At 70.5% G+C, this 24,293-nt stretch carries 21 protein-coding genes; 17 read left to right on the plus strand and 4 right to left on the minus strand.

Annotation, left to right across the window (positions count from 1 at the left end):
* The first annotated feature begins 269 nt into the window (after positions 1–269).
* Positions 270–1,331: a nucleotidyltransferase family protein gene (locus CLT72_RS02710; protein WP_158241949.1), complete on the plus strand. Its 1,062-nt coding sequence runs from the start codon at positions 270–272 to the stop codon at positions 1,329–1,331.
* A 66-nt stretch (positions 1,332–1,397) separates the two neighbouring features.
* On the opposite strand, the gene CLT72_RS02715 is transcribed toward CLT72_RS02710, so the two are convergent.
* The 4 genes from CLT72_RS02715 to CLT72_RS02730 are packed head-to-tail and all read right to left on the minus strand — an operon-like array spanning position 1,398 to position 5,881.
* Complete coding sequence (locus tag CLT72_RS02715) at positions 1,398–2,978, minus strand: hypothetical protein (RefSeq protein WP_101409361.1); 1,581 nt, start codon at positions 2,976–2,978, stop codon at positions 1,398–1,400.
* Between the two features lie 8 nt (positions 2,979–2,986).
* On the minus strand, positions 2,987–4,192 hold the full coding sequence (glf, locus tag CLT72_RS02720) for a UDP-galactopyranose mutase (protein WP_101409362.1): 1,206 nt from the start codon (positions 4,190–4,192) through the stop codon (positions 2,987–2,989).
* Positions 4,189–5,109 (minus strand): phosphotransferase family protein, encoded by a 921-nt coding sequence (locus tag CLT72_RS02725; protein WP_101409363.1) that lies wholly within the window; start codon positions 5,107–5,109, stop codon positions 4,189–4,191. Before CLT72_RS02725 ends, glf begins: the two co-directional genes overlap by 4 nt.
* Positions 5,099–5,881, minus strand: coding sequence for a phosphotransferase family protein (locus tag CLT72_RS02730; RefSeq protein WP_158241950.1), 783 nt, complete (start codon positions 5,879–5,881; stop codon positions 5,099–5,101). Before CLT72_RS02730 ends, CLT72_RS02725 begins: the two co-directional genes overlap by 11 nt.
* A 928-nt stretch (positions 5,882–6,809) precedes the next feature.
* On the opposite strand from CLT72_RS02730, the gene CLT72_RS02735 reads away from it, so the two are divergent.
* The 16 genes from CLT72_RS02735 to CLT72_RS02810 all read left to right on the plus strand — a co-directional run bounded on the left by CLT72_RS02735 (position 6,810) and on the right by CLT72_RS02810 (position 24,282).
* Complete coding sequence (locus tag CLT72_RS02735; RefSeq protein ID WP_158241951.1) at positions 6,810–7,760, plus strand: ParB/RepB/Spo0J family partition protein; 951 nt, start codon at positions 6,810–6,812, stop codon at positions 7,758–7,760.
* Positions 7,761–7,796: 36 nt separating this feature from the next.
* The gene (locus CLT72_RS02740) at positions 7,797–9,311 is read left to right on the plus strand and encodes a class I adenylate-forming enzyme family protein (protein ID WP_101409366.1); all 1,515 of its coding nucleotides are present in this window, start codon (positions 7,797–7,799) and stop codon (positions 9,309–9,311) included.
* A gap of 139 nt (positions 9,312–9,450) precedes the next feature.
* Entirely contained in the window at positions 9,451–11,058 is a 1,608-nt protein-coding gene (locus tag CLT72_RS02745) for a condensation domain-containing protein (protein WP_158241952.1), read from the plus strand.
* Between the two features lie 2 nt (positions 11,059–11,060).
* Complete coding sequence (locus CLT72_RS31795; RefSeq protein WP_250101137.1) at positions 11,061–11,327, plus strand: acyl carrier protein; 267 nt, start codon at positions 11,061–11,063, stop codon at positions 11,325–11,327.
* Positions 11,328–11,330: 3 nt separating this feature from the next.
* On the plus strand, positions 11,331–12,530 hold the full coding sequence (locus tag CLT72_RS02755; RefSeq protein WP_101409368.1) for an AMP-binding enzyme: 1,200 nt from the start codon (positions 11,331–11,333) through the stop codon (positions 12,528–12,530).
* The gene (locus CLT72_RS02760; RefSeq protein WP_158241954.1) at positions 12,523–13,251 is read left to right on the plus strand and encodes an SDR family NAD(P)-dependent oxidoreductase; all 729 of its coding nucleotides are present in this window, start codon (positions 12,523–12,525) and stop codon (positions 13,249–13,251) included. The genes CLT72_RS02755 and CLT72_RS02760 overlap by 8 nt, the downstream gene beginning before the upstream one ends.
* Positions 13,248–15,626, plus strand: a complete 2,379-nt coding sequence (locus CLT72_RS02765) for a peptidase domain-containing ABC transporter (RefSeq protein ID WP_101409370.1) — start codon at positions 13,248–13,250, stop codon at positions 15,624–15,626. The genes CLT72_RS02760 and CLT72_RS02765 overlap by 4 nt, the downstream gene beginning before the upstream one ends.
* Positions 15,623–16,534 carry a transglutaminase-like domain-containing protein gene (locus CLT72_RS02770; RefSeq protein ID WP_101409371.1) on the plus strand — a complete coding sequence of 304 codons (912 nt, stop codon included), beginning with the start codon at positions 15,623–15,625 and terminating at the stop codon, positions 16,532–16,534. The genes CLT72_RS02765 and CLT72_RS02770 overlap by 4 nt, the downstream gene beginning before the upstream one ends.
* A gap of 1 nt (position 16,535) precedes the next feature.
* Complete coding sequence (locus tag CLT72_RS02775; RefSeq protein WP_101409372.1) at positions 16,536–16,778, plus strand: phosphopantetheine-binding protein; 243 nt, start codon at positions 16,536–16,538, stop codon at positions 16,776–16,778.
* Positions 16,775–17,686, plus strand: coding sequence for a diiron oxygenase (locus tag CLT72_RS02780; RefSeq protein ID WP_144082164.1), 912 nt, complete (start codon positions 16,775–16,777; stop codon positions 17,684–17,686). The genes CLT72_RS02775 and CLT72_RS02780 overlap by 4 nt, the downstream gene beginning before the upstream one ends.
* Positions 17,683–19,185 (plus strand): acyl-CoA synthetase family protein, encoded by a 1,503-nt coding sequence (locus tag CLT72_RS02785; protein ID WP_486484171.1) that lies wholly within the window; start codon positions 17,683–17,685, stop codon positions 19,183–19,185. The genes CLT72_RS02780 and CLT72_RS02785 overlap by 4 nt, the downstream gene beginning before the upstream one ends.
* Positions 19,178–20,086: a thiamine pyrophosphate-dependent dehydrogenase E1 component subunit alpha gene (locus CLT72_RS02790; RefSeq protein ID WP_101409374.1), complete on the plus strand. Its 909-nt coding sequence runs from the start codon at positions 19,178–19,180 to the stop codon at positions 20,084–20,086. The genes CLT72_RS02785 and CLT72_RS02790 overlap by 8 nt, the downstream gene beginning before the upstream one ends.
* On the plus strand, positions 20,079–21,101 hold the full coding sequence (locus CLT72_RS02795; protein WP_101414898.1) for an alpha-ketoacid dehydrogenase subunit beta: 1,023 nt from the start codon (positions 20,079–20,081) through the stop codon (positions 21,099–21,101). The genes CLT72_RS02790 and CLT72_RS02795 overlap by 8 nt, the downstream gene beginning before the upstream one ends.
* Positions 21,094–22,167: a 2-oxo acid dehydrogenase subunit E2 gene (locus tag CLT72_RS02800; RefSeq protein WP_101409375.1), complete on the plus strand. Its 1,074-nt coding sequence runs from the start codon at positions 21,094–21,096 to the stop codon at positions 22,165–22,167. The genes CLT72_RS02795 and CLT72_RS02800 overlap by 8 nt, the downstream gene beginning before the upstream one ends.
* Positions 22,168–22,898: 731 nt before the next feature.
* Entirely contained in the window at positions 22,899–23,579 is a 681-nt protein-coding gene (locus CLT72_RS02805; protein WP_101409376.1) for a CmcI family methyltransferase, read from the plus strand.
* A gap of 244 nt (positions 23,580–23,823) precedes the next feature.
* Positions 23,824–24,282, plus strand: coding sequence for a hypothetical protein (locus CLT72_RS02810; RefSeq protein WP_199184452.1), 459 nt, complete (start codon positions 23,824–23,826; stop codon positions 24,280–24,282).
* The last annotated feature ends 11 nt before the right edge of the window (positions 24,283–24,293 follow it).

A 24,293-nucleotide genomic window follows, 5' to 3' on the forward strand; every position in this document is an offset into this window, starting at 1 on the left:
CGGAGCGGACCGCACCTCGTCGGCAGTGGCGTCCTGCGCCGCGTCCGGTCGACAGGCGGGTGAAAAGCCTTCCGGGGACCGTTAAACTCTGCCGCCCGCCCCCGGGGCAAGCCCTCACGTTGAGTGATCTCGTGGCCACTGCGGACGAGTGGTCGAGCCAGTGCTGTGCGATGCCCGGGCACCGTCGAGAAGGAGGCCGAATGGCCGAGTTGTCAGCCGAATCGGAGTTGTTGCTCCTGCTCAGCAGGCAGCATGTGACGGATCCGCAAATGGCTCGTGTGCGTGCGATCATCAGTCAGGACGCACCACGCCTGGACTGGGGGCACTTCGCCGTGCAGGCCGCCAGGCACCGCGTCGCCCCCCTCGTGGGCTGGCATCTCTGGCGCCTGCTGACCACCGAAAGGGTCGCGGGCATCGATTCTCCCGTCGTGCTGCTCCTGTACTCCGCCTACCGGGACACGCAACGTGCCAACGAGCTCATGCTGGCTGAGGTCCGGGCGATCAGCGACGCCGCGGCGGAGCAGGGCATCACGGTGCTCATGCGCAAGGGCGGCCATCTGGCCTTCGCGGTCTACCAGGAGCCGGGCACGCGACCGATGGGTGACCTGGACGTCCTCGTCACCAGGGAGGAGGCGACCACCCTGGTCAAGGCGCTCGAAGGACTCGGTTACGTGGAAGGCAACCCGACGCGCGTCGACATCGTCCCGCTGAGCAAGCGGGAGCGGGCCTTCTGGCGTCTGTACGGCAGCGACCTGCCCAAGATGAACAAGTTCGGCGAGTTCCACCGGCCGATCGTCAGCGTCGACATCAACGTCTCGTTGGCGCTGCCCGGCAAGGGCTACGACGTTCCGGTCGGTGCCGTCCTGGCGCACGCCGACCGCCACCGGTACGGGGACGCCTCGTTCCTCGTGCCGTCCGTCGAGGACGCGGTCATCGATCTCTCCGCCCACATCTACAAGACCTCGACGGCCCTCAGGTTCATGAACCGGGGCAAGCACCGGCAGTTGCTCAAGTACGTCGACATCGCCGAAGTCGTACGCCGTGCCGGCCCGGACCTCTCGTGGGACCTGTTGCTCGAGCGGGTGGACGAGTACGCGGTGGCCGGGCCCGTCTACTACGGGCTCGCGCACCTGCGGATGCTCTTTCCGGACGCCGTCCCCGCGGACGCCCTCACCGCGCTGCGGCAACGGTGCCCGGAGCCGGAGCGCCTGCTCAGCGAGTACGGCCAGTGGGACCTGCCGGAGCCGCGCGCCTGGCAGCAGGACTTCCTCACCCGGTTCTTCGACCCGGACGCCGACCGCGACCTGCCCGCCTCGAAGTCACTCGTGTGACGGCAGGAGGCGCTTGGGCGATGCCACTCAAGCGCCTCCTGCGTCGTGAGCGACGCGAGGACCGGTCTACCGTTCGGTCTTCCCGGACAGCACCGGCGTGCCCACCCGCCAGGAGCGGAGCATGCGCAGGAACATCAGCCACGGGCCGGTGGCGCTGACGAAGGGCGCGGCGACGAACGTCGCCACGAGCGTCAGCCGCGGACGTATCCCGGTCAACCAACTGACGGAGCGGTCCTGGCGGTCGATCCCGCCCAGTCGCGGCAGCAGCGCCAGCAGCAGGACGGCGGTGAGGGGATACGCCACCAGGCCGGCGCCGACGGCGAGCACGGTCCACCAGCCGCCCCCGGTCGCCGTGATCACCAGCCCGGCGGGGATGAGCAGCACTCCGGCGAACCAGATGCCGATGTCGAACAGCTCCTTCGCCACCAGCAGCCATTTGCCCGGCCGGCTGACCGGTGACGGATAGGGGCGTACGTGGTCCAGTTCCCGGGCGACCCCCAGGCTGCCGTAGCAGACGTTGGCCCACCCGTTCATCATCGACCTGGTCTGGTAGTAGGGCTCGGTCAGGTTGAAGCTCGGGACCAGCGCCTGCTCGACGCCGAGCAGCGAGGCACGGTGCCCGACCGGCTCCTGCATCTCCGGGAACGGGCCGAGCTCGCGCCACGCGCCGAGATGGACGAACGTCCCCGAGCCGATCGCGTAGATCATCGGGCGGAACGGCGCGGCGAGCAGTCGCACCAGGCGCGGGCTGCGGCGCAGCAGGTCGTTCTGGAGGATCCGCCCGACCTCGACGGCCAGGCCGCGCCGCAGCCAGTACAGCACCTGCCCGCGCATGAGGGCGCCGTCGGCACCGGGGGCGAAGGGGGCACGGAAGCGCAGCGGCAGCTGCACCTGGTGCAGCAGCGCCGGCGGACGGCGGCCCGCGGCGACCGCCGCACGCACCAGGTCTCCCACCGCCACGAACGTCTCCCCGTGGGCCACCGCGTCGAAGTCGTAGACGGCCAGGTAGACGCTGTCCGGGTCGACGCCCGGCAACAGCTCGGGCAGCAGCTCCACCGCGTAGTTGAGCTGGGAACCCTTGCGCCCGTCGGTGTGGGGGAAGTGGACGTGGCACGAGCGGTGCGTACCGGGCCTGCCGTTCAACTCGGCGGTGATCCGCCGGCACAGCTCCTCGGTGGTGGGCGTCGCGTCGAAGGCGCGGCGCAGCACGCCGGGCCACTCGTCCGGTGACGTCCGCTCCAGCTCGTCGAGGGTCGCGGCGATCACCGACGGCGCGAGCACCTTCTCCAGTGCCCGCTCGCGGCTGCCACGCCTGGCCAGACCGCGCAGTTCGGAGACCACGGCGGGCAGGGCCGCCTCCTGGGCGGCACGTTCGGCCGTCTCGCGTTCGCTGGTGATGGCGACCGATATCAACGTCCCGGGATACCGCGCGGTGGCGAACGATTCCAGCGTCTCGCGTACCAGTCGCTGCTCGCGCAGGGCCGGCAGCATGACCACGATGACGGGAAGGTCCGCGGGGGGCGCGGCCGGCGCCGCAGGGCGGTCGCGGACCGCCCGTGCCGCCACGATGATCCAAACGAGTACCCAGACCGCGTGCGCGGCGAACAGGATCGCCACGACGCGGCCCAGCACGGTGATCGTCTGCAAGATGGTGCCTACTCTTTGTCGTCGGTGGTCGGACCGGTGGACCCGAGCGGGCGCCGATCGCGGAAGTAGGGCACGATCCGGTTCTCGAACATCGCCAGCGCGGAACCGATCGCCATGTGCATGTCCAGGTACTGGTAGGTGCCGAGCCGTCCGCCGAAGAGCACGTTGCGCTCGGCGGTCTCCTGCCGGGCCAGCATCCGGTACGTCCGCAGCGCGTCCCGGTCTCCGGCCGTGTTGATCGGGTAGTACGGCTCGTCCTGGTCGCCGGCGGAGCGTGAGTACTCCCGGACCAGCACCGTGCGGTCGCTGCGGTACGACCGTTCCGGGTGCATGTGGCGGTACTCCACGTTGCGGGTGAACGGCACCGACTCCTCGGCGTAGTTGATCGTCGTGGTCCCTTGGTAGTCGCGCACCGGCGCCACCTCCCGCTCGAAGTCGAGCGTGCGCCAGCCGAGCCGACCCCCGCTGTAGCGGAAGTAGCGGTCCAGCGGCCCGGTGTAGACGACCGGCGTCCCGTCCGGAATGGCGTCGGCCAGCTCGAAGAAGTCCGTGTTCAGGCGCAGGTCGATGCGTGGATCGGCCGCCATCCGCGACAGCCAGGCGGTGTACCCGTCGACCGGGAGGCCTTCGTACGTGTCGTTGAAGTACCGGTTGTTGAAGTCGAACCGGACCGGCAGCCGGGCGATGACCGACCCGGGAAGTTCCTTCGGGTCCGTCTGCCACTGCTTGGCCGTGTATCCCCGGAAGAACGCGTCGTAGAGGGGCCGTCCCACCAGTGAGATGCCCTTTTCCTCGTGGCTCGGGTCAGGGGGGAGCTGACCGATCTCGGCCGCCTGTCCGGCGATCAGTGCCCGTGCCTCGTCCGGGGTGAGGTAGCGGCCGAAGAATTGGCAGATCGTCGCGAGGTTGACCGGCAGGGGATACACCTGCCCCTGATAGAGGGTGAAAGCCTTGTGCCGGTATCCGGTGAACTCGGTGAAACGGTTGACGTAGGCCCAGATTCGCTCGTTCGAGGTGTGGAAGATATGGGGGCCATATCTGTGCACCTCGATTCCGGTGTCGGGATCGACCTCCGAGTAGGCGTTGCCACCGTGATGGTCGCGCCGTTCCAGGACCAGGACCCGCTTGTCCAACTCGGCGGCGGTCCGCTCGGCGATCGTCAATCCGAACAGGCCGGATCCGACGACCACCAGGTCGTAGCCTTCGAATGTCATGTCACTGCCTCTCCGAGTAGCCGGGCCGCCGACCGGCGCTCGTCGCTGAGGCGCTGCTTCCATTCGGCCACTTCCTGTGGCTCCTTCTCGGCGAAGAGTGCGACGTAGGAGAGAGCCGTGATGATTTTGTGCAGGTGCAGCCCGGCTTCGACGTCACGTGGCGGGGTCGGGTGGGTCCGGTGCGCCGCATAGGCGGTGTGGAACGCCGCGCGTTCGGTGTCGTCCGCGAAGCACCACCAGTCGAGCTTCACGAAGTCCTCCACCGGGTCACCGGGCCGGGCGAAGTCCATGTCCAGCAGCCACACGTCGCCGGCTGCGTCGACCAGCACGTTGGGCAGGTGCACATCGAGGTGGGTCAGCCGCGGAGACATCGGCGGCAGCACCTCGGTGACCAGTTCCAGCAGTTTGGCGACGAGCCGATCAAGATCGCTGGGGGTGAATATCTCCAACCTGGCTGCCCGGGCGGCGTAGCGACGGACCTTGACCGCGACCGTGTCGTGGATGCTGGTCGGTCCCTGCGCGGTGTAGGGGATGTCGTGCAGCCGGGCCAGCACCGCGCCCAGCCGTTCGAGTACCCGCCGCCGCTCCCGCCCGTCCCGGGCGGCGAAGTGGTCCTCGGCGTCCGTGCCGTCGATCCACTCCTGGACGAGGAAGGCGTGCCCGTCGCCGTCCGAGCCCGAACCCAGCAGGCGCGGCACCGGCACGCCGTGCGCCAGCGCGATCTCGGTGGCCCTGCGGGCTCCCAGGAAGTCGTCCGCGGCCCGGGAATCTTCGTTGATCTTGACCAGGTAGTCGCCGCCGGTGGCGTGTACCCGCCATCCGGTGCTGAAGATGCCCTTCGTGACCGGTGTCGCTCCCAGCGGGGCCGCCTGCGGTACCACCGAGGTCAGGATGTCGATGGCCGCGTCAACTTGCATCGGAGCCTCCGGGGGAGTGGACGCCGTCGTACAGGTCGGTCAGCTCGGTCAGGCAGCGGTGCGCCAGCGCCGCCGAGGCGGCCCCCGGCCTGCTGCTCGCGCTCATCAGGCGGCTGAACAGGTGCAGCCGCAGGTAGAGGTCGACGGTGGGCGACCGTGGGTCGAGCCCGACCCACTCCGGCCACCGCGCCGGCGGCAGACGCCACTCCCAGGCCAGCCTGACCAGGTCCAGTTCGGGGTCGCCGAAGGTCGCCAGTTCCCAGTCGAGCAGGACCGGGCCGTGTTCGGCCATGACGACGTTGCCGGGGTTCGGGTCGCTGTGCAGCAGGTGGGGGCGCGCGTCCCCGATCATGTCGAGCGCGTGGCGCAGGGTCCGGCACTGCCGCGCCTGCGTGGTGAGACCCAACGTGGTCAGTGTCTGGGCGTACGCGTCGAGCCGGCCCGCCAGGAACCCGGCCCAACTCGGTTGGTCGGGCGCGTGCAGCCGACCGAAGGCGGGGCCGGTGACCCTGTGCGCGGCCCCCAACGCGGCGACCGATGCCCGCACGTCGAGGGCGCTGGCGCGGTTCGGTGCGCTGCCCCGCACGTACCGGATGAGGGCCGCGCTGTGCCGCCCGAATGTCGCGCTGCCGATGACCTCGGGTACCGGCGCGCGTCCGCGTAGCGACTCGAGTGCCGCCACCTCGGTGTCGCGGCGCCAGGGAGCGGTGTAGAGCTTGAGCACGGCGAGAGGGCGCAGCACCAGCACCCGGTTGGTCTCCCGCTCAGTCACGACTGCCGCTCCGCTCTGGTGCGTGGTGTCGGGCGAACCGTCGTCGCGGACCCGGCGCGGGTGTCTGTCTCCGCGCCGCGGCCACCGGATCGACCGTCGGGCGACTCAGGCGCGTCCGTGCCCGCGTCGTAGGGCTCACCCCGCAGCCCGTGTCGCGGGGCCGGCAGGACTCCGCCCCCGAAGCCCGCGCCCCGGCAGGACGCCTGCTCCGGCGGCCGGTGCCCCACATGCTGACGACCCGCCCGACGGCCGGGCGGGGTGGCGGTGCGCGACGACAGTGGCCGGCAGCTTCAATTCCTGTGGCATTGGCCCCCGCCCGTACGTCCTAATTGGTTTGCTGGTGTCTCTGAAGTGTTTAGTCGAGCAAGGGCGAACGGCATTTCTCGAACGCCACGCCCGCCTTCGGCCGGATAACTGGCCAACGGTCTTGGGGCCTGCATAGTACCGACCGTGATGGTGATCCACAAGCATACTCGTGGCCCATTTTGCGTCAGAGGGCCACCACCCTCCGTGTTGCTCGGTCGCAATTCGACATGGACTGCGGCGATTTCTGCGTCGGACAATTACCGACTGTCCGCGGGGCGTTTACGCGCTGATGCTGTTGAGCTGCCCCGACCTGCGTGAAGTCGAACTGTCGGTACGTCCGTCGTTACCGTTCGAATTGCTGTCTGCCGCGGTCTGGAAGGCGTCTGCCTGCGGGTTGTAGCATGGCCGCCACGGGTATTTCGTGACGGACGGGTAATGGCGGCGGGCCCAAATCGTCGGGAAGTGCGACTGTGTGTTGTCACAGGTGCACGGGGCGATCAGCGTCAGCGCAACCATTCTCACTGTGGCGACTTGGCGCGAGGGACGAATGAAGAGACGACCGGATGGCGACTCCACCGCACAGTCCGCCCAGGCGGGGGAGGCAGCGGTTCCGGAGGTCGACGTGGCCGACGTGCGATCGTTGCGGGTCGGCTTCTCACCGAGACTGGACGGGATCAGTGCACGGCACGTCACGACGCTCGTCGAGCTGACCGTCGAGCTGCCACCGATCGTCGTCCAGCGGTCCTCGCTGCGGGTGGTGGACGGCATGCACCGGCTACGCGCCGCGCGGGTGCGGGGTGACCGCCACGTGCCGGTCGTGTACTTCGACGGTTCCGACGCGGACGCCTTCGTGGCCGCGGTGCAGCTGAACCTCGAGCACGGCCTGCCGCTGAGCGCCCGGGATCGGCTGGCCGCTGCCAAGCGGATCCTCGCCTCGCACCCCCAGTGGTCCGACCGCCGGATAGCGGCGGTGTGCGGCGTCGCTGCCAAGACCGTCGCCGGCCTGCGGCGGCGTTCCCTGGACACGGGCCACCACCAGGACGTCCGGATCGGCCGAGACGGCCGGCGGCACCCGGTCTCGACAGAAGAAGGCCGGCGGTTGGCGGAGGCGATCGTGCGTCGCGAGCCCGATGCCAGCCTGCGCGAGGTGGCCCGCCGGTCCGGCATCTCAGTCGGGACGGCCTTCGACGTCCGCCGTAAGGCGCTCGGAGGCGGCGCCTGCGTCCCGGCCGGGCAGAAGACCCCGGCCACGCCGCTGGCCGAGCTGGCAGCCGTCTCGTCCGCCGACGGGCTGCCGGCGACGGACCAGGAGCTCGCTGCCAGCATCCGACTGCAACTGGAGCGGCTCCGCCAGGATCCCGCGCTGCGCTACACGGACCACGGCAAGGCCCTGCTCCGGCTGCTCACCGGGACGCTCGCCTTCATCTCGCAGTCGTCGAACACCGCTGGAAACGTCCCTGCGCACTGCCACGAGTCGCTTCGTGTCGTCGCCCAGGCCTGCGCGGGGGGATGGTACCAATTCAGCCAGATGCTGCCGGAGGAGCGCAGACGGCATCGTGCGGTCGGGCGTTGAGCCCCGCCGCCAGGGCGATCTCGGCCCGGTCCTGACATGCGGATCCACACCCTGCTGGACACCGCCGCGCGACGGCATCCCCGTCGCACCGCGGTCGTCGACCGCAGTCATCGGTGGAGCTACCAGGAACTCCGGCGGCGAAGCGTCAACCTGGCCGGTCTGTTTCGCGCACTGGGCCTGCTGCCGGGGGACCGGATCGCCGTGCGGTCCGGCGGCGCCGGCTTCGCCGCGATCCTGTTCGCGGCGGCGTACGCGGACCTGACGCTGGCGCCGCTGTCGGCCATGATGCGTCCGTTCCAACTTCGGGCGGTACTCGCCGACCTCGAACCAGCCCTGGTGGTGGGGATCGACCCCGTAGCCGTCGAGGTGTCCGCCCGCACCTGGTCGTCGGGACAGTTCCGCGAGATCCTGGAGACGCTCGATGCGCCGGTCGGGGACGCGGACCAGGCCGTTGCCCGCCGTGCCGACGGTGGCCTGGAGGTGCCCGCCCTCCTGATGTACACGTCGGGCAGCAGCGCGCGGCCCAAGGGGGTGGTCTGTCCGCACGACAGCGTCCTCTTCTCGACCCGGGCGATCGGGCAGGTCCTCGACTACCGGCCGGACGACGTCGTGCTCTCCTGCGTGCCGCCCTCGTTCGACTACGGGCTCTACCAGATCCTGCTCGCCACGGCTGCGGGCGCGCAGTGGGAGGCGCTCGAGGCAGGCGAGGGGATCGCCCTCCTCGAACGGATAACCAGCGCGCGGGCCACCGTCGTGCCCGTCGTACCGGAGATCGCCACCGCGCTGCTCCGGCTCGTGGCCAGGACAGCGCTCCCGGCCCCGCGGTCGGTCCGGATGTTCACGAACACCGGCGCCCGGATGTCGCCACGACTCGCCGACGGGCTGCGCGCCGCGTTCCCGGGCGCGGCCGTGGTCCAGATGTACGGACTGACGGAATGCAAGCGAGCCACGATCCTGGAGCCGGACGGTGACCTGGAACGCCCAGGGTCGGTCGGGCGCGCGATCCCCGGCACCGTCGTACGGGTCGTCGACCGTCAGGGTCGACCACTACCTCCCGGCGAAGTCGGCGAGGTCGTCGTCGAGGGCGCGAACGTCATGGCCGGATACTGGCGCGACCGCCAGCTGAGCGCCGCCACCTTCCGGGCGACCGCAGGTGGCCCGCGGCTGCACACGGGCGACCGAGGCCACCTGGACGTCGACGACTACCTGTATCTGCACGGTCGCGGCGATGACGTCTTCAAGCACCGGGGCGTGCGGTCGAGCATCGCCGAGATCGAAGCGGCGGCCATGGACATCGACGGCGTCGACGGGGCTGCCGCCGTCGCGCCGGACGAGACGAACCCGCTCACCGTCGTGGTGGCCACCGTCCTGCCCGAGAGCGAGGTGCTGACGGAGCTGGCGCGCCGCCTCGAACCGGCCAAGACGCCGGACCGTTGCGTCGCGGTCCACGCGCTGCCGCTCACCCCGCACGGGAAGGTGGACCGTCAACGGATCCGCGCGATCGCGCGTTCGCACCCACCGCCGACCCTCGTTCAAGTGCGGATTCCTTGACGGTTTCCGGGGAGTTGCTAATCTGCCGATCTTGAACTGGCCTCCGGTAGGTGACCACTGCTGCTGGGATGAGGACCGTATGTCGTCGCGACACACCCGCCTTGGGGCGGCCGATCTCGACACCGCTGTCGTTCATCCCTTGCTGCCGGGCCAGCTCGCGCACCATCGCGCCCTGCTGAGGACGCCGGAGCAGGGCGCGGCGGTCTGGATGTCCTACCAGGTCGCCGGCCCGCTGGACGTCGCCGCATTCGTCGGCGCGGTGCGGTCGACGGTCGCCCGGCACGCGGCGCTGCGGATCGGTGTCACGACGCTCGACGGCGAACCCGTCCAGTGGGTCCGGCCGATGCCCGACGATCGTCGGCTCGTGACGACGACCCAGGTCACGGCGAACGACACCGAGCAGTTCACACGCTACGTACGCTCCGTGCTGGCCGCTGACATCAAGCGCCCCTTCGACCTCACGGTCGAGTACCCGTTCGTGCTGCGGTTGCTGCGGTTCACCCCGACTCTGCACGCTGTGCTCGGGGTGTTCTCCGACTACGCCGTCGACGCCACCGCCCGGATGATCGTCGTACGCGACCTGTGGGACGCCTACTTCGGCGGCAGGACCGACGCCGACCCGGCGGACGCCGACTACCTCGCAGCGGTGACCGGCCAGGCCGCCGCCGCCGACTCGGCGCGCGCCCACGCGGTGTCCGCGTACTGGCGGCAGCGTGGCCCGTGGCTGCCGCCCCGGTGCCAGTTCCTTCCGGGTCTCGGCGGGCCGTCCGGGGCCGTCGCCCACACCGAGCTGCTGACCGTGGGTGGAGACGAATGGAAGGATGTGCGCGAGCGCTGGCAAGCCGCCGGCTTCAGCACCGTCCAGCGGCTCCTCGCGTCGTTCGCGGCCACCGTGTTCCTGATGACGCCGCAGGACCGCATCGTCGTCTCGATGAAGCTCAACGGCCGGCGTCACGCCGACCAGGGCGTCGTCGGCATGTTCGACGTCGTCGTGCCGGTCGTGCTGGACCGTCCGGCCCGGCCCGCCGATCTGCTGGTGCAGGTGCGGCGGGAGTTGATGTCCGCGACCTCGCGCCGCAACGTCACGCGGCAGGCGTTGGACGACATGTGGGCGACAGCCGTCCGACGCCTGGGCCGTCCGGTCCACGACACCCTGTCGATGACGTACCTGGAGGACACCGCCGACCGCGACGACGCCGACGGCGGCGCGATCGCCATCGAGCGCGGCGCGTACACCCCGACGTTGCTCCGGACCGTCGACGGCCTGCGGATCGCCGCGAACGAGCGGCCCGACGGGCTGGGCGTCCGGCTGACCGTCGACGGCGCGACCATGTCGCAGGCCACCTTCACCAGGTTCGTCGCCACCTTCCGCGCACGGCTGGCCGGAGACGACCCGGTCAGCGCCGCGCCGGCGACGGACGGCGGCCCCAGACTCACGCCGCTCCGCGCACCCGACGGTACGGTCGTGCTGGTCGTCGACCTGGCCGAGGTGACCTCGGTCCTCGACTCGCACCCCGCGGTCGCCTCGGCCAGGGCCTCGGTGGAGGTCGCCGAGGACGGCGGATCGCGGCTCGCCGCCGAGGTGACGACCCTCGACGCCGGAGTCATGGCGGACGAACTCGCCAGCCACGTCCGTTCCCACCTCGCCGGCCGGCCGTTCCTGGCGGTCCCGGTGCGCATCGCGGTGGTGTCCGGTACCGCCGCCGACGAACGGTCCGAGGAGCTATTCATGGATGGAGTTGGTTGAGCGTGGAGAGTGTCCACGTCGACACGGTGATCGACGAGGAAACCCTTGACGCGGTGGCGAAGCGGGTGCTCTCCGTGCCGCCGGTCGGCGACGCGCCGCGCTACACCGGTGCCATGCAGCTGGCCGAGCTGGAGATCGACAGCCTCGTCGTCGCGGAACTCATCGTCGAGTTCGAGCAGGAGCTGGGTGTGCTGCTGGACGTCGTCGCCGTCGACCGGATGGAGACGCTCGCGGACCTCTGTCGGGCGCTGCAACCGGCAGCAGGCTGAGCCATGCCCGTGACTACCCATGCCGATCCGCTGGGGCAGCGGATCGTGCGGCTGCGGGAGACGGTCGCGGCGACCGGCCTGCGCCACCTCGCGGTCGAGGTGGCCTCCGGGCCGGATCTCGTGGTCGCCCTGCGTGCGCTCCGCCCGCTCGACGCGTCCGTGGTCGTGGTGGGTCCGACCACCCCCGCGTCGGCGCTGGCGGAGCTGCGCCCGCAGGCCGTGCTGGACGTCGCGAGCGGGCGGATCCGGCCCACCGGGGACGGCGGCCGGCCCACCGGCGCGGGGCAGGGCGGGCTGTGGATCTTCTCGTCGGGCACCACGGGCACCCCGACCCCGACCTACTGGCCCTGGCCGGAGCTGACCCGAGGCGCCGACTGGGACACCGCGCACCGTGACGAGAGGTGGGGGATCGGCTACGCACCCTTCACCTACGCCGGGGTGGAAGCTGTGAGCCAGGCGTTGGGCAGGGCTGCCAGCATCGACTTCCTCACGCCGACCGACCTGGCCGCCGGGACCGGCGCGCGCTACGACGTCGTCGCCGGCACCCCGTCGTTCTGGCGGATGGCGGCGCTGCACCGGGGGACCGACGAGGCCCGACCGCGGGTGCACACCGTCTCGATGGGCGGCGAGCCGGTGGACGCCCAGCTGCTACGACTGATCGAGTCGGCGTTCGCGCCGCAACGCGTCCTGCAGTTCTACGCCAGCACCGAGCTGGGCCGGATCGCCACCGTCTCCGACGGGCTTCCGGGCCTGCCGCTTTCCGTCCTCGACGGGTACGGGCCCACCGGGAAGGCGCTGACGGTACGTGACGGCGAGCTTCTCCTGTCGTCGGCTCCCGACGCACCGTACCTGCCGACCGGGGACGAGGCGGCGATCCACGGTGGGCGCCTGCACATCCTCGGGCGACGCGGCGAGGTCATCAACGTGGGCGGGGTGAAGGTCGTGCCCGGCCACGTGGCCCGGCTGCTGCGGGAACTCCCGGACGTCGTCGCGGTCCGCGTCTACCCGGTGCGCAGCAGCGTGCTCGGCGCCGTCGTCGGCGCCGATGTCGTCGCGCCGCCGGGCGCCGACCGTGACCTGGTCGTGCAGCGGGTCAAGGCCCATGCCCGCCGCGTACTGGCCCCAGCGGAACAACCGCGTCGCGTCACCGTCGTCGACCAGCTCCCGATGGCACCGTCCGGAAAGGCGGCCCGCGGTGAGTGAGGCGCTCGGGACGGTGTTCGTCACCGGCGGTACCCGGGGCATCGGGCTGGCGGTCACCCGGCAGCTGCTGACCGTCGGTTACCGGGTGGTCGCCGTGGCGCGGACCGCTCCCAGCGAGTTCGCGGCCCTGCGGGAGTCCGTCGGTGCCCCCCTGACGTTCGTCGCCGCCGATCTCACCCGCGGCGACGACCGACTCGCGGTGGCCAGCCGGCTACGGGAGTGCGCCGATCTCCACGGTCTGGTCAACAACGCGGGGGTGGCGAGTGCGGCACTGCACGTGGCCGCCGCACGGTCGGACATGAGTCGGATGTGGCAGCTCAACGTCGAGGTCCCGATGTCCCTGTCCCAGGCGGCGGTCAAGGCGATGTACCGCCGTGGCGGGCGCATCGTCAACATCACCTCGATCGCGGCCCACCGGACCTTCCGCGGGCTCGGCGCGTACACCGCGACCAAGTGCGCCCTGGAAGGGTTCTCGAGGGTGCTCGCCGCCGAGGTCGGCAGCCGGGGCATCACGGTCAACTGCGTCGCTCCGGGCTTCATCGACACCGCCATGACCGCGTCGATCGAGGACGGCCTCCGCGCCGCGATCAACCGGCGGAACATGCTCAACCGGGCCGCCACCGTCGCCGACGTGGCGCGGTCGGTGGAGTTCCTGCTCTCACCCGCCGCGGAGGCCATCACCGCGCAGGTGCTCCGGGTCGACTCGGGCAGCGGCGGATGAGCACGCTGGACAAGACCGGGCAGGCGGAACAGGCCCCCCGGCCGCCGCAGGCGACGAGCCCACCGACGGAGTTCACCGACCGACGGCAGCGCTTCCGGCGCGAGGCGTTGCGTCACCACGGCGTCAACCGGGATGCCGGCGACGCGGTGGAGCTCGGCTGGCGGGCGCTACCCGGCCTGGCCGCGTTGCGCGGCCTGCGGTGGCGCAACGTGCGGGCCGCGCTGCAGGTCTCGCGCACCCGGGTTCCGGTCGTGCTCCAGTCGCAGATGAGCGAGTGCGGGGCCGCCGCGCTGGCGATGGTCCTCGCCTACTTCGGTCAACCGGTCTCCCTCGACGAGCTGCGCACCGAGACCAACACGGGCCGGGACGGGGTCGCGGCCCGCGCGATGCTCGGTGCCGCGCGGCGGCGCGGCCTGGTCGCGCGCGGAGTGCGGGTCTCCATCGACGGGCTGCGCAACCTCCCCCCGGCGACCATCCTCTTCTGGAACTTCATCCACTTCGTCGTGTTGGAGCGGGTGACCGACACCCACCTGTACATCGTCGATCCGGCCTTCGGCCGGCGTAAGGTCAGCCTGGCCGAGGCCGGCAAGGCGTTCACCGGTGTGGCGCTGGAGTTCCATCCACCCGTCGGCGCCACGACGTCGCGGCGCGGGGCCGACGCCCGGAACCTCGGCGCCAGCCGCCTGCCGTACCTGTCGAAGTTCTTCCCGCGTACGGCCGCCTGGGTTCCCCTCGCGCTGACCTCGGTCGCGCTGACCGTGTGTGGCCTGGCGGTGCCGGCCGCCTCCACCTACGTCGTGCACCGGGCGAGCCAGCCCGGCGAACCGGTCAGCGCCTGGCTGCTGTTTGGGGCGGCGGTCGTGCTGTTCGGGATGTACTTCTGGATGCAGACCGTCCGCCGGCTGGCCCTGCTGTCCGTGCAGACCCTCGCCGACAAGTCGGTGACCCTGGGCGCGGTCCACCACCTCGTCGCCCTGCCGTTCGACTACTTCGCCCAGCGCCACACCGGTGACCTCTCCATGCGGGTGCGTACCAGCAACGCGGTCCGTCAGATCCTGACGGGGTCCGCGCTGTCGGCCGTGCTCGACGGGGTGCTGGTGCTCGTGTACGGCGGGCTCATCGTCGTCGCGGACCGGCGTCTCGGTGCGCTGGTGCTCACCCTCGCTGTCGCCCAGCTCGCTCTGCTCGCGTTCAGCTGGCGCAAGCAGGAATACCTGACCGCGGCGTTGCTGGAGGCGCAGGCGAAGAGCCACACCGAGCTGTTCCAGTTGCTGGACAGCGTGCCGACGCTGAAGGCCTCCGGGCTGGAGGGCGCCGCGGCGGAGACCTGGAGCCACACGTTCGTTGCCGAGGTGAACGCCAGGACCCGCAGCCGGCGGTTCCTCGGCGTCTGTGAGGCCGCCAGCACCGCGATCCAGTTCCTCGCTCCGCTCGCCGTGCTCGCCGCCGGTCTGGTCCTGCTCGGTCGCGGCGAGATCTCCCTGTCCCGGGTGGTGGGCTTCTCCGCCCTGGCCATGGGAATGTTCGTACCGCTGGCGAGTCTGGTGCAGACCGGTCTGGAGGTCGCCGGCCTGAGGGCCACGTTGACCCGGCTCGCCGACATCCTGGACGCGCGGCCGGAGGCCGGCCCGGACGCGGTGGTGCCGTCCCGCGTCACCGGCGCCATCACGCTCGACAACGTGCGGTTCGCCTATCCGGGCGCGCGGACGCCGGCACTCGTGGACGTCAACGCGCAGATCGCGCCCGGGCAGTTCACTCTCATCCTCGGTGAATCCGGCTCCGGCAAGTCGACACTCGCCATGCTGCTGGCGGGGCTCTACCTGCCCAGCGCCGGCACGGTGTCCCTCGACGGCACGCCGACGGATCAGCTGGACCGGCCGGCCGCGCGGCGGTCGATGGCGTACGTCCGGCAGGACGCCCGGTTGTTCGGCGGGACCATCCGGGAGAACATTGCGCTCGGCCGGCCGGAGTGCTCCCTGGAGGACGTCATCGCCGCTGCCCGGCTGGCCGAGGTCCACGACGACATCGACGCGATGCCGATGCGGTACGAGACGCTGCTCGGCAGTTCCGGGGCGGGCCTGTCCGGCGGGCAGATCCAACGCATCTCCCTGGCGCGGGCCCTGCTGCGGAACTCCGAGCTGCTGATCCTCGACGAGGCGACCAGCGCCCTCGACCGGCTCACGGAGGACCGCATCATGGCCAACCTGCGCCGGACCGGGCGCTCCCTGGTGGTCGTCGCCCACCGGCTCTCCCATCCCGAGGCCGCCGACCAGATCCTCGTCATGAGCGATGGCAGGCTCGTCCAGCGTGGCCGCCACGAGGACCTGATGGCCGAGGACGGTCTGTACCGGCGCCTCGTGGGAGGTGCCCCGTGACAGCCGAGCGTTGGCTCGACCGGCACGCCCTCGACGCCCTGCTGCCGCTGATCCTCCAGGTGCCGCACTCGCATCGGCGTTTCGACATGGACGCTGCCACGGCCGCCGCCGAGTACCAGATCGACGGGCCGGGCCTCGACGTCCTCGTCGCCGCCGGTCTGCCCTCGGCGGCCGGCGCGGACGGCCTCCTGTTCGACGCCACCGACCTGCGCAACATCACGACGCACCTGGACCCGCGCTCGCGCGGGCGGAAGGTCCTCTCCTGGTGGATCCGCGAGCTGGGGCGCCCCACTGCCCCCGCCCGCTACCGGATGGACTACGTGGCGCAGTGCCCGGAGCCCGGGCACGACGAGCCGTGCCGGTGGCGCCTCGCGGTGCCCGACGACGCCTGGCACGAGACGACCTCGGCACCGGACCGGGGCGGCGTGCTGCACTCGGTGACGTTCGACCGGCCGCGGACCTGGCCGGAACTGCCGGCCGCGGTGCTCGACCTGCTGGCGGAGACCCGGCACATCCGGTTCCTCTGGCTGCCGGAGACGTTGCGCGCCGACAGCGCCTTCGTCCGTGACACCGGGATCGGCGACTGCGTCGGCGTGGCCCACCTGCTGGTCGAGGAGGCGCGCAGCCGGGGACTGACCGCCCGGTTCTCCTTCGGCAGGTCCCTGACCCCACCGATCTCCGCATCGCACTCGTGGGCGGAGTTCCAGGTCGACGGGGTCTGGGTCCCGGTCGACCCGGTGCTCCTGGACGCCCTGGGGCAGTGGGGCATGGCCGGGCCGGAGTGGCACCGCGACCGCTCGCTCGGTGCCATCCTCGGCCGCGTCGGCGCCAGCTGGCGCGACCTGGTGACGCACGCCGGTCAGCCGGTTTTCGCGAGATTCCCAACCTACCGCGACACGGGAGGGTGACATGGTGGATTGGCCACCCGCCTTTGAACCGCTCATTCGGGAGCGCAGCCGGCTGCTCAGTGCCGACTCGCCCCTGGAGCCTGACCAGAGCCTGACCGAGCTGGGTGTCGACTCGCTGGAAGTGGTCGAGTTGATCGTCAACCTGGAGACCGAGTTCGACATCGAGATCCCACCCGAGCTGCTGCAGCCGGAGGTCTTCGCGACTCCGGGCACCATCTGGAACGCGGTCAGGAGCCTGATGTGACCGGCTCTGTCGAGGAGAGACACGCGGACATGAACCAGTCGTGGGAGCGGCTCACCACGGTCGCCGCCAGGTTGAGCGACCAGGCGCGGGACCAGCGCTACCACGTCTTCGACATCTTCGACTGGCCGGCGGAGCTGCCGACGGACCAGTTCTGGATGAGCCCGGAGCTGACGACGTGTTACGGCACCGCGGTGTGGGACCGCCTGTCGGATGCCGAACGTGTGCGCCTGACCCAGGCCGAGGCGGTGAACTTCTTCAGTCTCAACGTCCACCTCATCCGTGAGCTGATCGGCGAGGTGGCCGGGCGGATCTACGACACGCGGTACCCGGGCCTGTCGGAGTTCTTCCACGACTTCATCCACGAAGAGAACGAACACATGTGGTTCTTCGCCCAGTTCTGCCAGCGGTACGGGGGGAAGGTCTACAAGACCAAACGCGTCGCCGGCAACGCGATCGAAGGTGGCCCCGCCATCCGGGACGTCGTCATCTTCGGTCGCATCCTCATCGCGGAGGAGCTGTGCGACTACTACAACGCGAAGATGGCGACCGACGACCGGCTGCCGCAGATCGCGCAGCAGATCAACGCCGTCCACCACCAGGACGAGTCGCGACACATCGCCTTCGGTCGGCAGATGATGCGGGCGCTGTACGAGGAGGCGAAGCAGAGCGCGACACCGGAGGAGGTGGCGGGAGCCGCGACATATCTGGCCCGCTACGTCAGCTCGTGCCTGCGGGCGTTCTACCACCCCGAGGTGTACGCGGACGCCGCCCTTCCCGAGGCCCGGCGGATCCGCGCCGAGGTGCTCGGCGACCAGTACCGTCAGGAGTTCCACCGGGCCGTGATGCACAAGACCACCCGCTTCTTCGACCGGTTGGGGCTCTTCACGGAAGACACGGTGGCCTGGTGACCGGTCAGGTGCCACAACGTCTGCTGCACGAGTGGTTCATCGCCGGCCTGGCGACGGCGCCGGACCGGGTCGCGCTGCGGATCGGTCGCCAGGAGTGGACGTACACGGAGCTGGACCAGGTGGCCCGGCGCTGGGCCGGCGGGCTGGTCGAGTGCGGGGCGCGAACCGTCGGCATCCTCGCGGTGCGCAGCGTCGAGTCGTACGCCGGGCTCCTCGCCGCGCTCTACGCCGGCGCGACGGCGGTGCCGCTCAGCCCGGGCTTCCCCGCCGCGCGCACCTGCCGGATGGCGGCGCAGGCCGGCGTCGACACGCTGATCGTCGACCGGTCGGGGGCGGCGGCGCTTGCGCACCTCACGGCGGCCCTGCCCGGCCTCACCGTGGCGGCGCAGGCCGCGACGCCGCTGGCCGCCCTGCCCCAGGCCGGCTACGACGACGTGGCGTACGTGCTGTTCACCTCGGGCTCCACCGGCCGGCCCAAGGGCGCCGCGATCACGCACGCCAACATGGACAGCTTCCTGCGGTACACCCTCGACCGCTACGACCTCGGCCCGGGCGACGTGTGCTCGCAGACCTTCGACCAGACCTTCGACCTGGCGATGTTCGACCTGTTCGTGGCCTGGGGTGCGGGTGCCACCGTGGTGTCCACACCGCCGCAGGTGTTCACCGCGCTGCCGGAGTTCCTGGCCGCCGAGCGGGTGACGTTCTGGTTCTCCGTGCCCAGCGCCATCGCTCTGGTGCGGCGCCGGGGCGGGCTGACTCCCGGCTCGATGCCGACGCTGCGGTGGAGCCTCTTCTGCGGTGAGGCGCTGCGCCTGACGGATGCCGAGGACTGGCAGCGGGCGGCGGCCGGATCGGTGGTGGAGAACCTGTACGGTCCGACCGAGCTGACCATCGCCTGTTCCACACACCGGCTGTCCGAGGACTCCGCCGACCTCGCCGTGCACGGCGTCGTCCCCATCGGCGCGCCGTATCCGCATCTCAGGTACCGCATCGTCGAGGACGGCGTCGACGGCACCGAAGGCGAGCTGTGCGTGACCGGGCAGCAGATGTTCCCCGGGTATCTCGATCCGGCCGACGACCAGGGTCGCTTCCACGACGGCGACTCGGTGCGCTGGTACCGCACCGGCGACCGGGTCCGGGAGTGCGCCGGCGGTGAACTCGTCTATCTCGGTCGGGTCGACCGGCAGGTGAAGGTCCGCGGCTACCGGGTCGAGCTGGACGAGCTGGAGTGGCACGTCGGGCAGTTGCCGGGGGTGGAACGGGCCGTCGCGGTGGCGTTCGAGGCGGCCGGGCGGACGGAGCTGGCGGTGTTCTACGTCGGCACGCCGGGCGTGGACATCCGTCGCCCGATGTCCTCGATCCTGCCGGGATACATGGTTCCGCTGCTGTGCCGCGACGTCGACGCGTTCCCGCACACGGCGAACGGCAAGATCGACCGTTCGGTGCTCGCCGCACGGGCCCGGGACCTGGTGGCCGGCGGACAGGTCACCCATGCGTGAGAGCCGGCTGCGCCCGCTGGCCGACTCCACCATCGGGGCGATGCTGTCCATCCGACACTTCGAGTACGCGGTCCTCGACCTGCTCGGCCGGGGACTGATCCCGGGCACCAGCCACACCTGCCTCGGCCAGGAGTACGTCCCGGTCGTGGTCGAGTCCCTGCTGCGCCACGACGACGAGGTGTTCAGCAACCACCGGGGACACGGCCACTTCCTGGCGCGCTACGACGATCCGGCGGGCCTGCTCGCCGAGCTCGCCGGCCGCGAGGGCGCGTTGTGCGGCGGGATGGGCGGTTCGCAGCACATCCGCCGGCCGGGCTTCATGTCCACCGGCATCCAGGGGCAACTGGTCCCGGTCGCGGTGGGCACCGCCTTCGACATGCGGCGCACCGGCACCACCTCGATCTCCGTGGTGTACGTCGGGGACGGCACCTGGGGTGAGGGGGTGGTGTACGAGGCGCTCAACCTCGCCGCGCTCTGGCGGGTGCCGATGGTCGTCGTCGTCGAACACAACGGGATCGCCCAGTCCACCCCGACCTCGGCACAGATGGCCGGTAGCGTCGCCGACCGCTGTGCCGCCTTCGGCATCCGCCACGTCAGGGTGACCGGCGTCGACGTCGACGCCATCCGGGCCATCCTGGCGCCGCTCGTCGCCGCCGTACGTCACGACGGGTCTCCGTTGGTGGTCGAGTTCGACACGGTGCGGCTCGGCCCGCACAGCAAGGGCGACGACACCCGCACGTCGGCGGAGCTCGAGGCCGTCGCCGGGCGTGACTGGTACCTGCACTACCGGGCGGCGTTCCCGGAGCAGGTCGACCGTCTGGACGCGGCGGCGACCGAGAAGATCCGTGCCGTGGTCGAGTCGGTACTCGCCCGCCCGCTGATCGGTGCCGGCCATGGCTGAGCCGGGAGCCGAGCGGGTCGGGGAGGGCCTCAACCGTGCCCTGGCGACCCTGCTCGACCAGAGGCCGGATCTCCATCTGATCGGCGAGGACATGGCCGACCCGTACGGCGGTGCCTTCGGCGTCACCCGCCGGCTGTCCACCGGGTATCCCGAACGGGTCCTCAGCACTCCGATCAGCGAGCAGGCGATCGTGGGCTTCGCGGTCGGCCTGGCCCTGCGGGGCCGGGAGGCGGTGGTCGAGGTGATGTTCTCCGACTTCGCCACCCTGTGCTTCGACCAGGTCGTCAACCTGGCCAGCAAGGTCGTCACGATGTACGGCGAACCGGTCCGGATGCCGCTGGTGATCCGGTGCCCGACGGGGGGCAACCGCGGATACGGGCCCACCCACAGCCAGAGCCTGCAGAAGCACTTCGTGGGCATTCCCAACCTCGTCGTGCACGAGCTGAGCCCGGTGCACGACGCGCACGCCACACTGGCCCGAATCCTCGACTCGGGGGTTCCCGCGATGTACTTCGAGGACAAGGTGCTCTACGGCCGTCGACGCTTCGGCGCGGCTGTGGGGGACGAGCTGTTCCACTGCGAGCGGATCGGTGGCGCCTGCGACTTCGCCGTGCTGGGCGTGCGCGGGGTCGACCGGGCCGACGTCGTGGTCATCGCACCGGGTGGCCTCACCGACAGGGTGCTCGGCGGGATGCGGGGTGCCTATCTGAGTGACGAGATCGCGGTGCGTGCGGTGGTGCCGTCGCAGCTCTACCCGTTCGACCCCGCGCCGCTGGCTGCTCTGGTCGCCGGGGCCGGACGGGTGGTGGTCGTCGAGGACGCGACGGCCGGCGGGACGTGGGGGGCCGAGGTGGCTCACACCATCCACCAGCAGATGTGGGACCTGCTGTCCCAGCCCGTCCGGCTGCTCCACGCGCCGTCGAGCACCATCCCCGCCGCACCCCACCTCGAGCGTGCGGTGCTGGTCCAGGCGGACGACATCCGCGCCGTGGTGACGGAGGTCGCCGGTGGCTGACATCCGACTGCCGCGGCTCAACGCGACCGACGAGGAGTACACGCTGATCGAGTGGCTGGTCGGTGACGGGGCGCCGGTCGAGGCGGGCACCGCGGTAGCTCTGGTGGAGACCTCCAAGGCAGCGCACGAACTCGTCACGGATGACGCCGGCATCCTGTGGCATCGGGTGTCCGCGCCGTCGACCTGCCGCCCCGGGGAGGTGGTGGCGACCGTCGGCGGGGACGACCGACCATCGCCGGCGCACCAGGCTGCCGATCCGGATTCGATCACCATCACTGAGCCGGCCCGGCGGCTGATGGCCGAACACGGTGTGACGGAGGCGGCCGTCCGGTCGATCGGCAAGCCGGTCATCGCGCGATCGGACATCGAACAGCTCGTCGCCGGGCAGGCGCCGTCGGCCACGGCCGAGCGGGTGAGCGTGTCGGCAGCCCAGCGACGGGTCGCCCGTACGGTGTCCACCTCGCATCGCGAGATCCCCGCCGCCTACACGGTCGTCAAGGTGGTCGCCGATCGCCTGACACGACGCCTGCGTGACGAGGCGGCGACCATCGGATACGTAGGCATCCCGGAACTGGTGGTCAAGGCGATCGCGGCGCGGCGGGCGCAGTTTCCGCTGTGCTTCGCGCGCGCGGAGAGCGACGAGGCGGCGACGGTACGGCCGGGAGCGCACGTCGGTGTCACCATCGACGTCGGGAAGGGGCTCTACCTACCGGTCGTCGCCGACGCCGATGCCCGGCCGCTGCGTGACGTCGCCGCCGACCTGTTGCGGTTCCGGCGTGCCGCGGCGCGCGGTAAATTCACCGAAGCGGATCTGGCCGGGGCGAACATCGCGCTCGCCCTGCATACGGAACCGGACGTCGTGCACGCGCAGCCGTTCATCTTCCCGGAACACGCATGCGCGGTCTCTCTCGCCTCGGTGCAGCGCGAGTTGGTGCTTCAGAATGATGGTTCGGTCACCACCAGTGACTATTTCCATCTGGGTTTGGCATACGACCATCGTTTTGTCAACGGTCGGTCGGCGGTGGCGTTCCTGCGCGCGGTCAAGGCCGATCTGGAGGCGGGTTGATAGCCCTTGGCAGTTGTCAGTTGAACGCGACCAACGCGACATCACCCGTGGACATGACGGAGGTATCCTATGGCCCCCGGCCCGCTATGGAAGGGCTGTCGATCCGTGTGGAACCTGTGGACTTGAGTCCGCCGCCACGGCTTCCGGATCGAACCCGTCGGGTGGAGAAGGACCGATGATGCGGAAAGGGGGTGAATCACTTGATGGAGGTCGAGTTCGAGGCTGTCGACATCCGCGAGATGGCCGACGAGGAGCTGGACGATGTCGTGGGCGCGGCCCGTTGCATGTGATTCGTCCGACCGGATGGTCGGGTGCAGTGTGACCGATGATGCGGAGAGGGGGTGAACCAACATGACCGAGGTGAATTTCGAAGCTGTCGACATCCGTGAGATGGCCGACGACGAGCTGGACGATGTCGTCGGCGGCCCGTTCGCCTGCCAGTAAGGCGGCAGGAGGCGCTTGGGCACCTCGCTCAAGCGCCTCCGTCCGCCTTGTCGGTGACGTGGGCGGCGGGTCCCGTGTCGCACCTGCCGGCGTTGGCGGGATCGGATGGTCACGGTTAGGGACCGGCCGTTACCGATGGTCACGGTTCTGGAACCGAATCGCAGTATGCCCCTTTCTCCAGTGCGTTCCTGGGCGTTTTGTTCGAGAAAAGGGGTCACCCGGTACCGGCGATTTTTCTGGTCAGCGGCATGATCACCGGCCAGCAATTGTCGTGATAGTTTCCCCCCATGGATGCTGATGTTTCCGGGGCCGTGGACACGTTCCAGCGGGCCTTTTACAAGAGCAAGGTGTGGCGTCGCCGGACATGGCTCGGCGTGGCGTGCCACCAGAATCCGATGGACATGTGGATGATCCAGGAGATCATTCACGAGACGCGACCTGATCTGATCATCGAGACCGGCACCCGACACGGTGGGTCCGCATTGTATTACGCGACCATGCTCGGCCTCGTCGGTAACGGCCGGGTCGCGACGGTCGACGTCAAGCCCGAACATCTGGCGGGACCGAGCGGATGGATCGACGGCGAGACGATGGCGGTCGACTCGCCGTACTTCGACCGGGTCGACACCATGACCGGGTCGTCCGTCGATCCTGCTGTCGTCGCCAAGATGCGGGAGAAGGCGCAGGCCGTCGAACGGGTCATGGTGATCCTCGACAGCGACCACAGCAAGCGGCATGTCCTCGCGGAACTTGAGGCGTACGCCGACCTGGTGACGCCGGGCTGCTACCTGATCGTGCAGGACACCAACCTCAGCGGGCACCCGGTCCAGGCCGGACCGTGGGAACCAGGCGACGGTCCCTGGGAGGCGCTCGAGGAATTTCTGCCTGATCAGCGCTTCGAGGTCGACAGATCCCGTGAGGAACTGATGTTCACCTGGTTCCCTGGTGGTTATCTGCGGCGAGTGTGAGGATGCCCGACGCGCGGTCGCCATCGCACCAGCCACCAACTTGATCCTCGACTCCCGGGGCCCTGTGGGGATCGTGACCGGGGACGGAAACAGCCCTTGGTCGATGCTCTTCCTGTCCGGAGAAGGGCGTCAGTAGCCAAGGGCTGTTCCGGTGGCCAGTCCGCACGACCGGCATGGCCGGGCGCTCCCAATTTCGGTTGGCCGATCGTGTGCCGCAAGCACGCAGCTGTCCTGGAGGTCGACGATGCCGACGACGCTGCGCTCGTCCCGTACGCCCGACGGCGCGACGCTCGCGCTCGACCACCCGGAGGCGTTCTCGGCCCTCATCCTCACCGGGACGCGGCCCGTCGCATCCGGCCCGGTCGACGACGACCTGCCCGACCACGACGCGGCGATGATGGGCCGGCGGTTCGCGCCCCCGATGCCCGACTGGTCCGACCGCGCTGCCGTCGCGGAGTTCGCCGCCGCCGGCGCAGGGATCCTCGGCGACGACCCCGCCGCGGCGCGCGTGAAGGCCGAGCGCACCTTCGACCCCACGCCGGGCACGGAGCCCGCGGCGATGCTCGCGCTGTCGACGCCCTCACCAGGCCCGGAGACCGGACACCCGGCGGGATCTCCAGGTCGGACGGTTGGCGTGCGGCCGGCTGCATGCGGATCCGTCGGCCGCGCCGACCCTCTTGCCGAGACCCATTCACGGGCGTAGGAAGGACAGCA

Source organism: Micromonospora sp. CNZ309, assembly GCF_002846525.1.

Bases quoted from the DNA above. Each gene is read 5' to 3' on its own strand.
- CLT72_RS02710 (WP_158241949.1), top strand. From the start codon at position 270: ATGGCTCGTGTGCGTGCGATCATCAGTCAGGACGCACCACGCCTGGAC.
- glf (WP_101409362.1), bottom strand. From the start codon at position 4,192: ATGACATTCGAAGGCTACGACCTGGTGGTCGTCGGATCCGGCCTGTTC.
- CLT72_RS02725 (WP_101409363.1), bottom strand. From the start codon at position 5,109: ATGCAAGTTGACGCGGCCATCGACATCCTGACCTCGGTGGTACCGCAG.
- CLT72_RS02740 (WP_101409366.1), top strand. From the start codon at position 7,797: ATGCGGATCCACACCCTGCTGGACACCGCCGCGCGACGGCATCCCCGT.
- CLT72_RS02755 (WP_101409368.1), top strand. From the start codon at position 11,331: ATGCCCGTGACTACCCATGCCGATCCGCTGGGGCAGCGGATCGTGCGG.
- CLT72_RS02765 (WP_101409370.1), top strand. From the start codon at position 13,248: ATGAGCACGCTGGACAAGACCGGGCAGGCGGAACAGGCCCCCCGGCCG.
- CLT72_RS02775 (WP_101409372.1), top strand. From the start codon at position 16,536: ATGGTGGATTGGCCACCCGCCTTTGAACCGCTCATTCGGGAGCGCAGC.
- CLT72_RS02790 (WP_101409374.1), top strand. From the start codon at position 19,178: ATGCGTGAGAGCCGGCTGCGCCCGCTGGCCGACTCCACCATCGGGGCG.
- CLT72_RS02795 (WP_101414898.1), top strand. From the start codon at position 20,079: ATGGCTGAGCCGGGAGCCGAGCGGGTCGGGGAGGGCCTCAACCGTGCC.
- CLT72_RS02805 (WP_101409376.1), top strand. From the start codon at position 22,899: ATGGATGCTGATGTTTCCGGGGCCGTGGACACGTTCCAGCGGGCCTTT.
- CLT72_RS02810 (WP_199184452.1), top strand. From the start codon at position 23,824: ATGCCGACGACGCTGCGCTCGTCCCGTACGCCCGACGGCGCGACGCTC.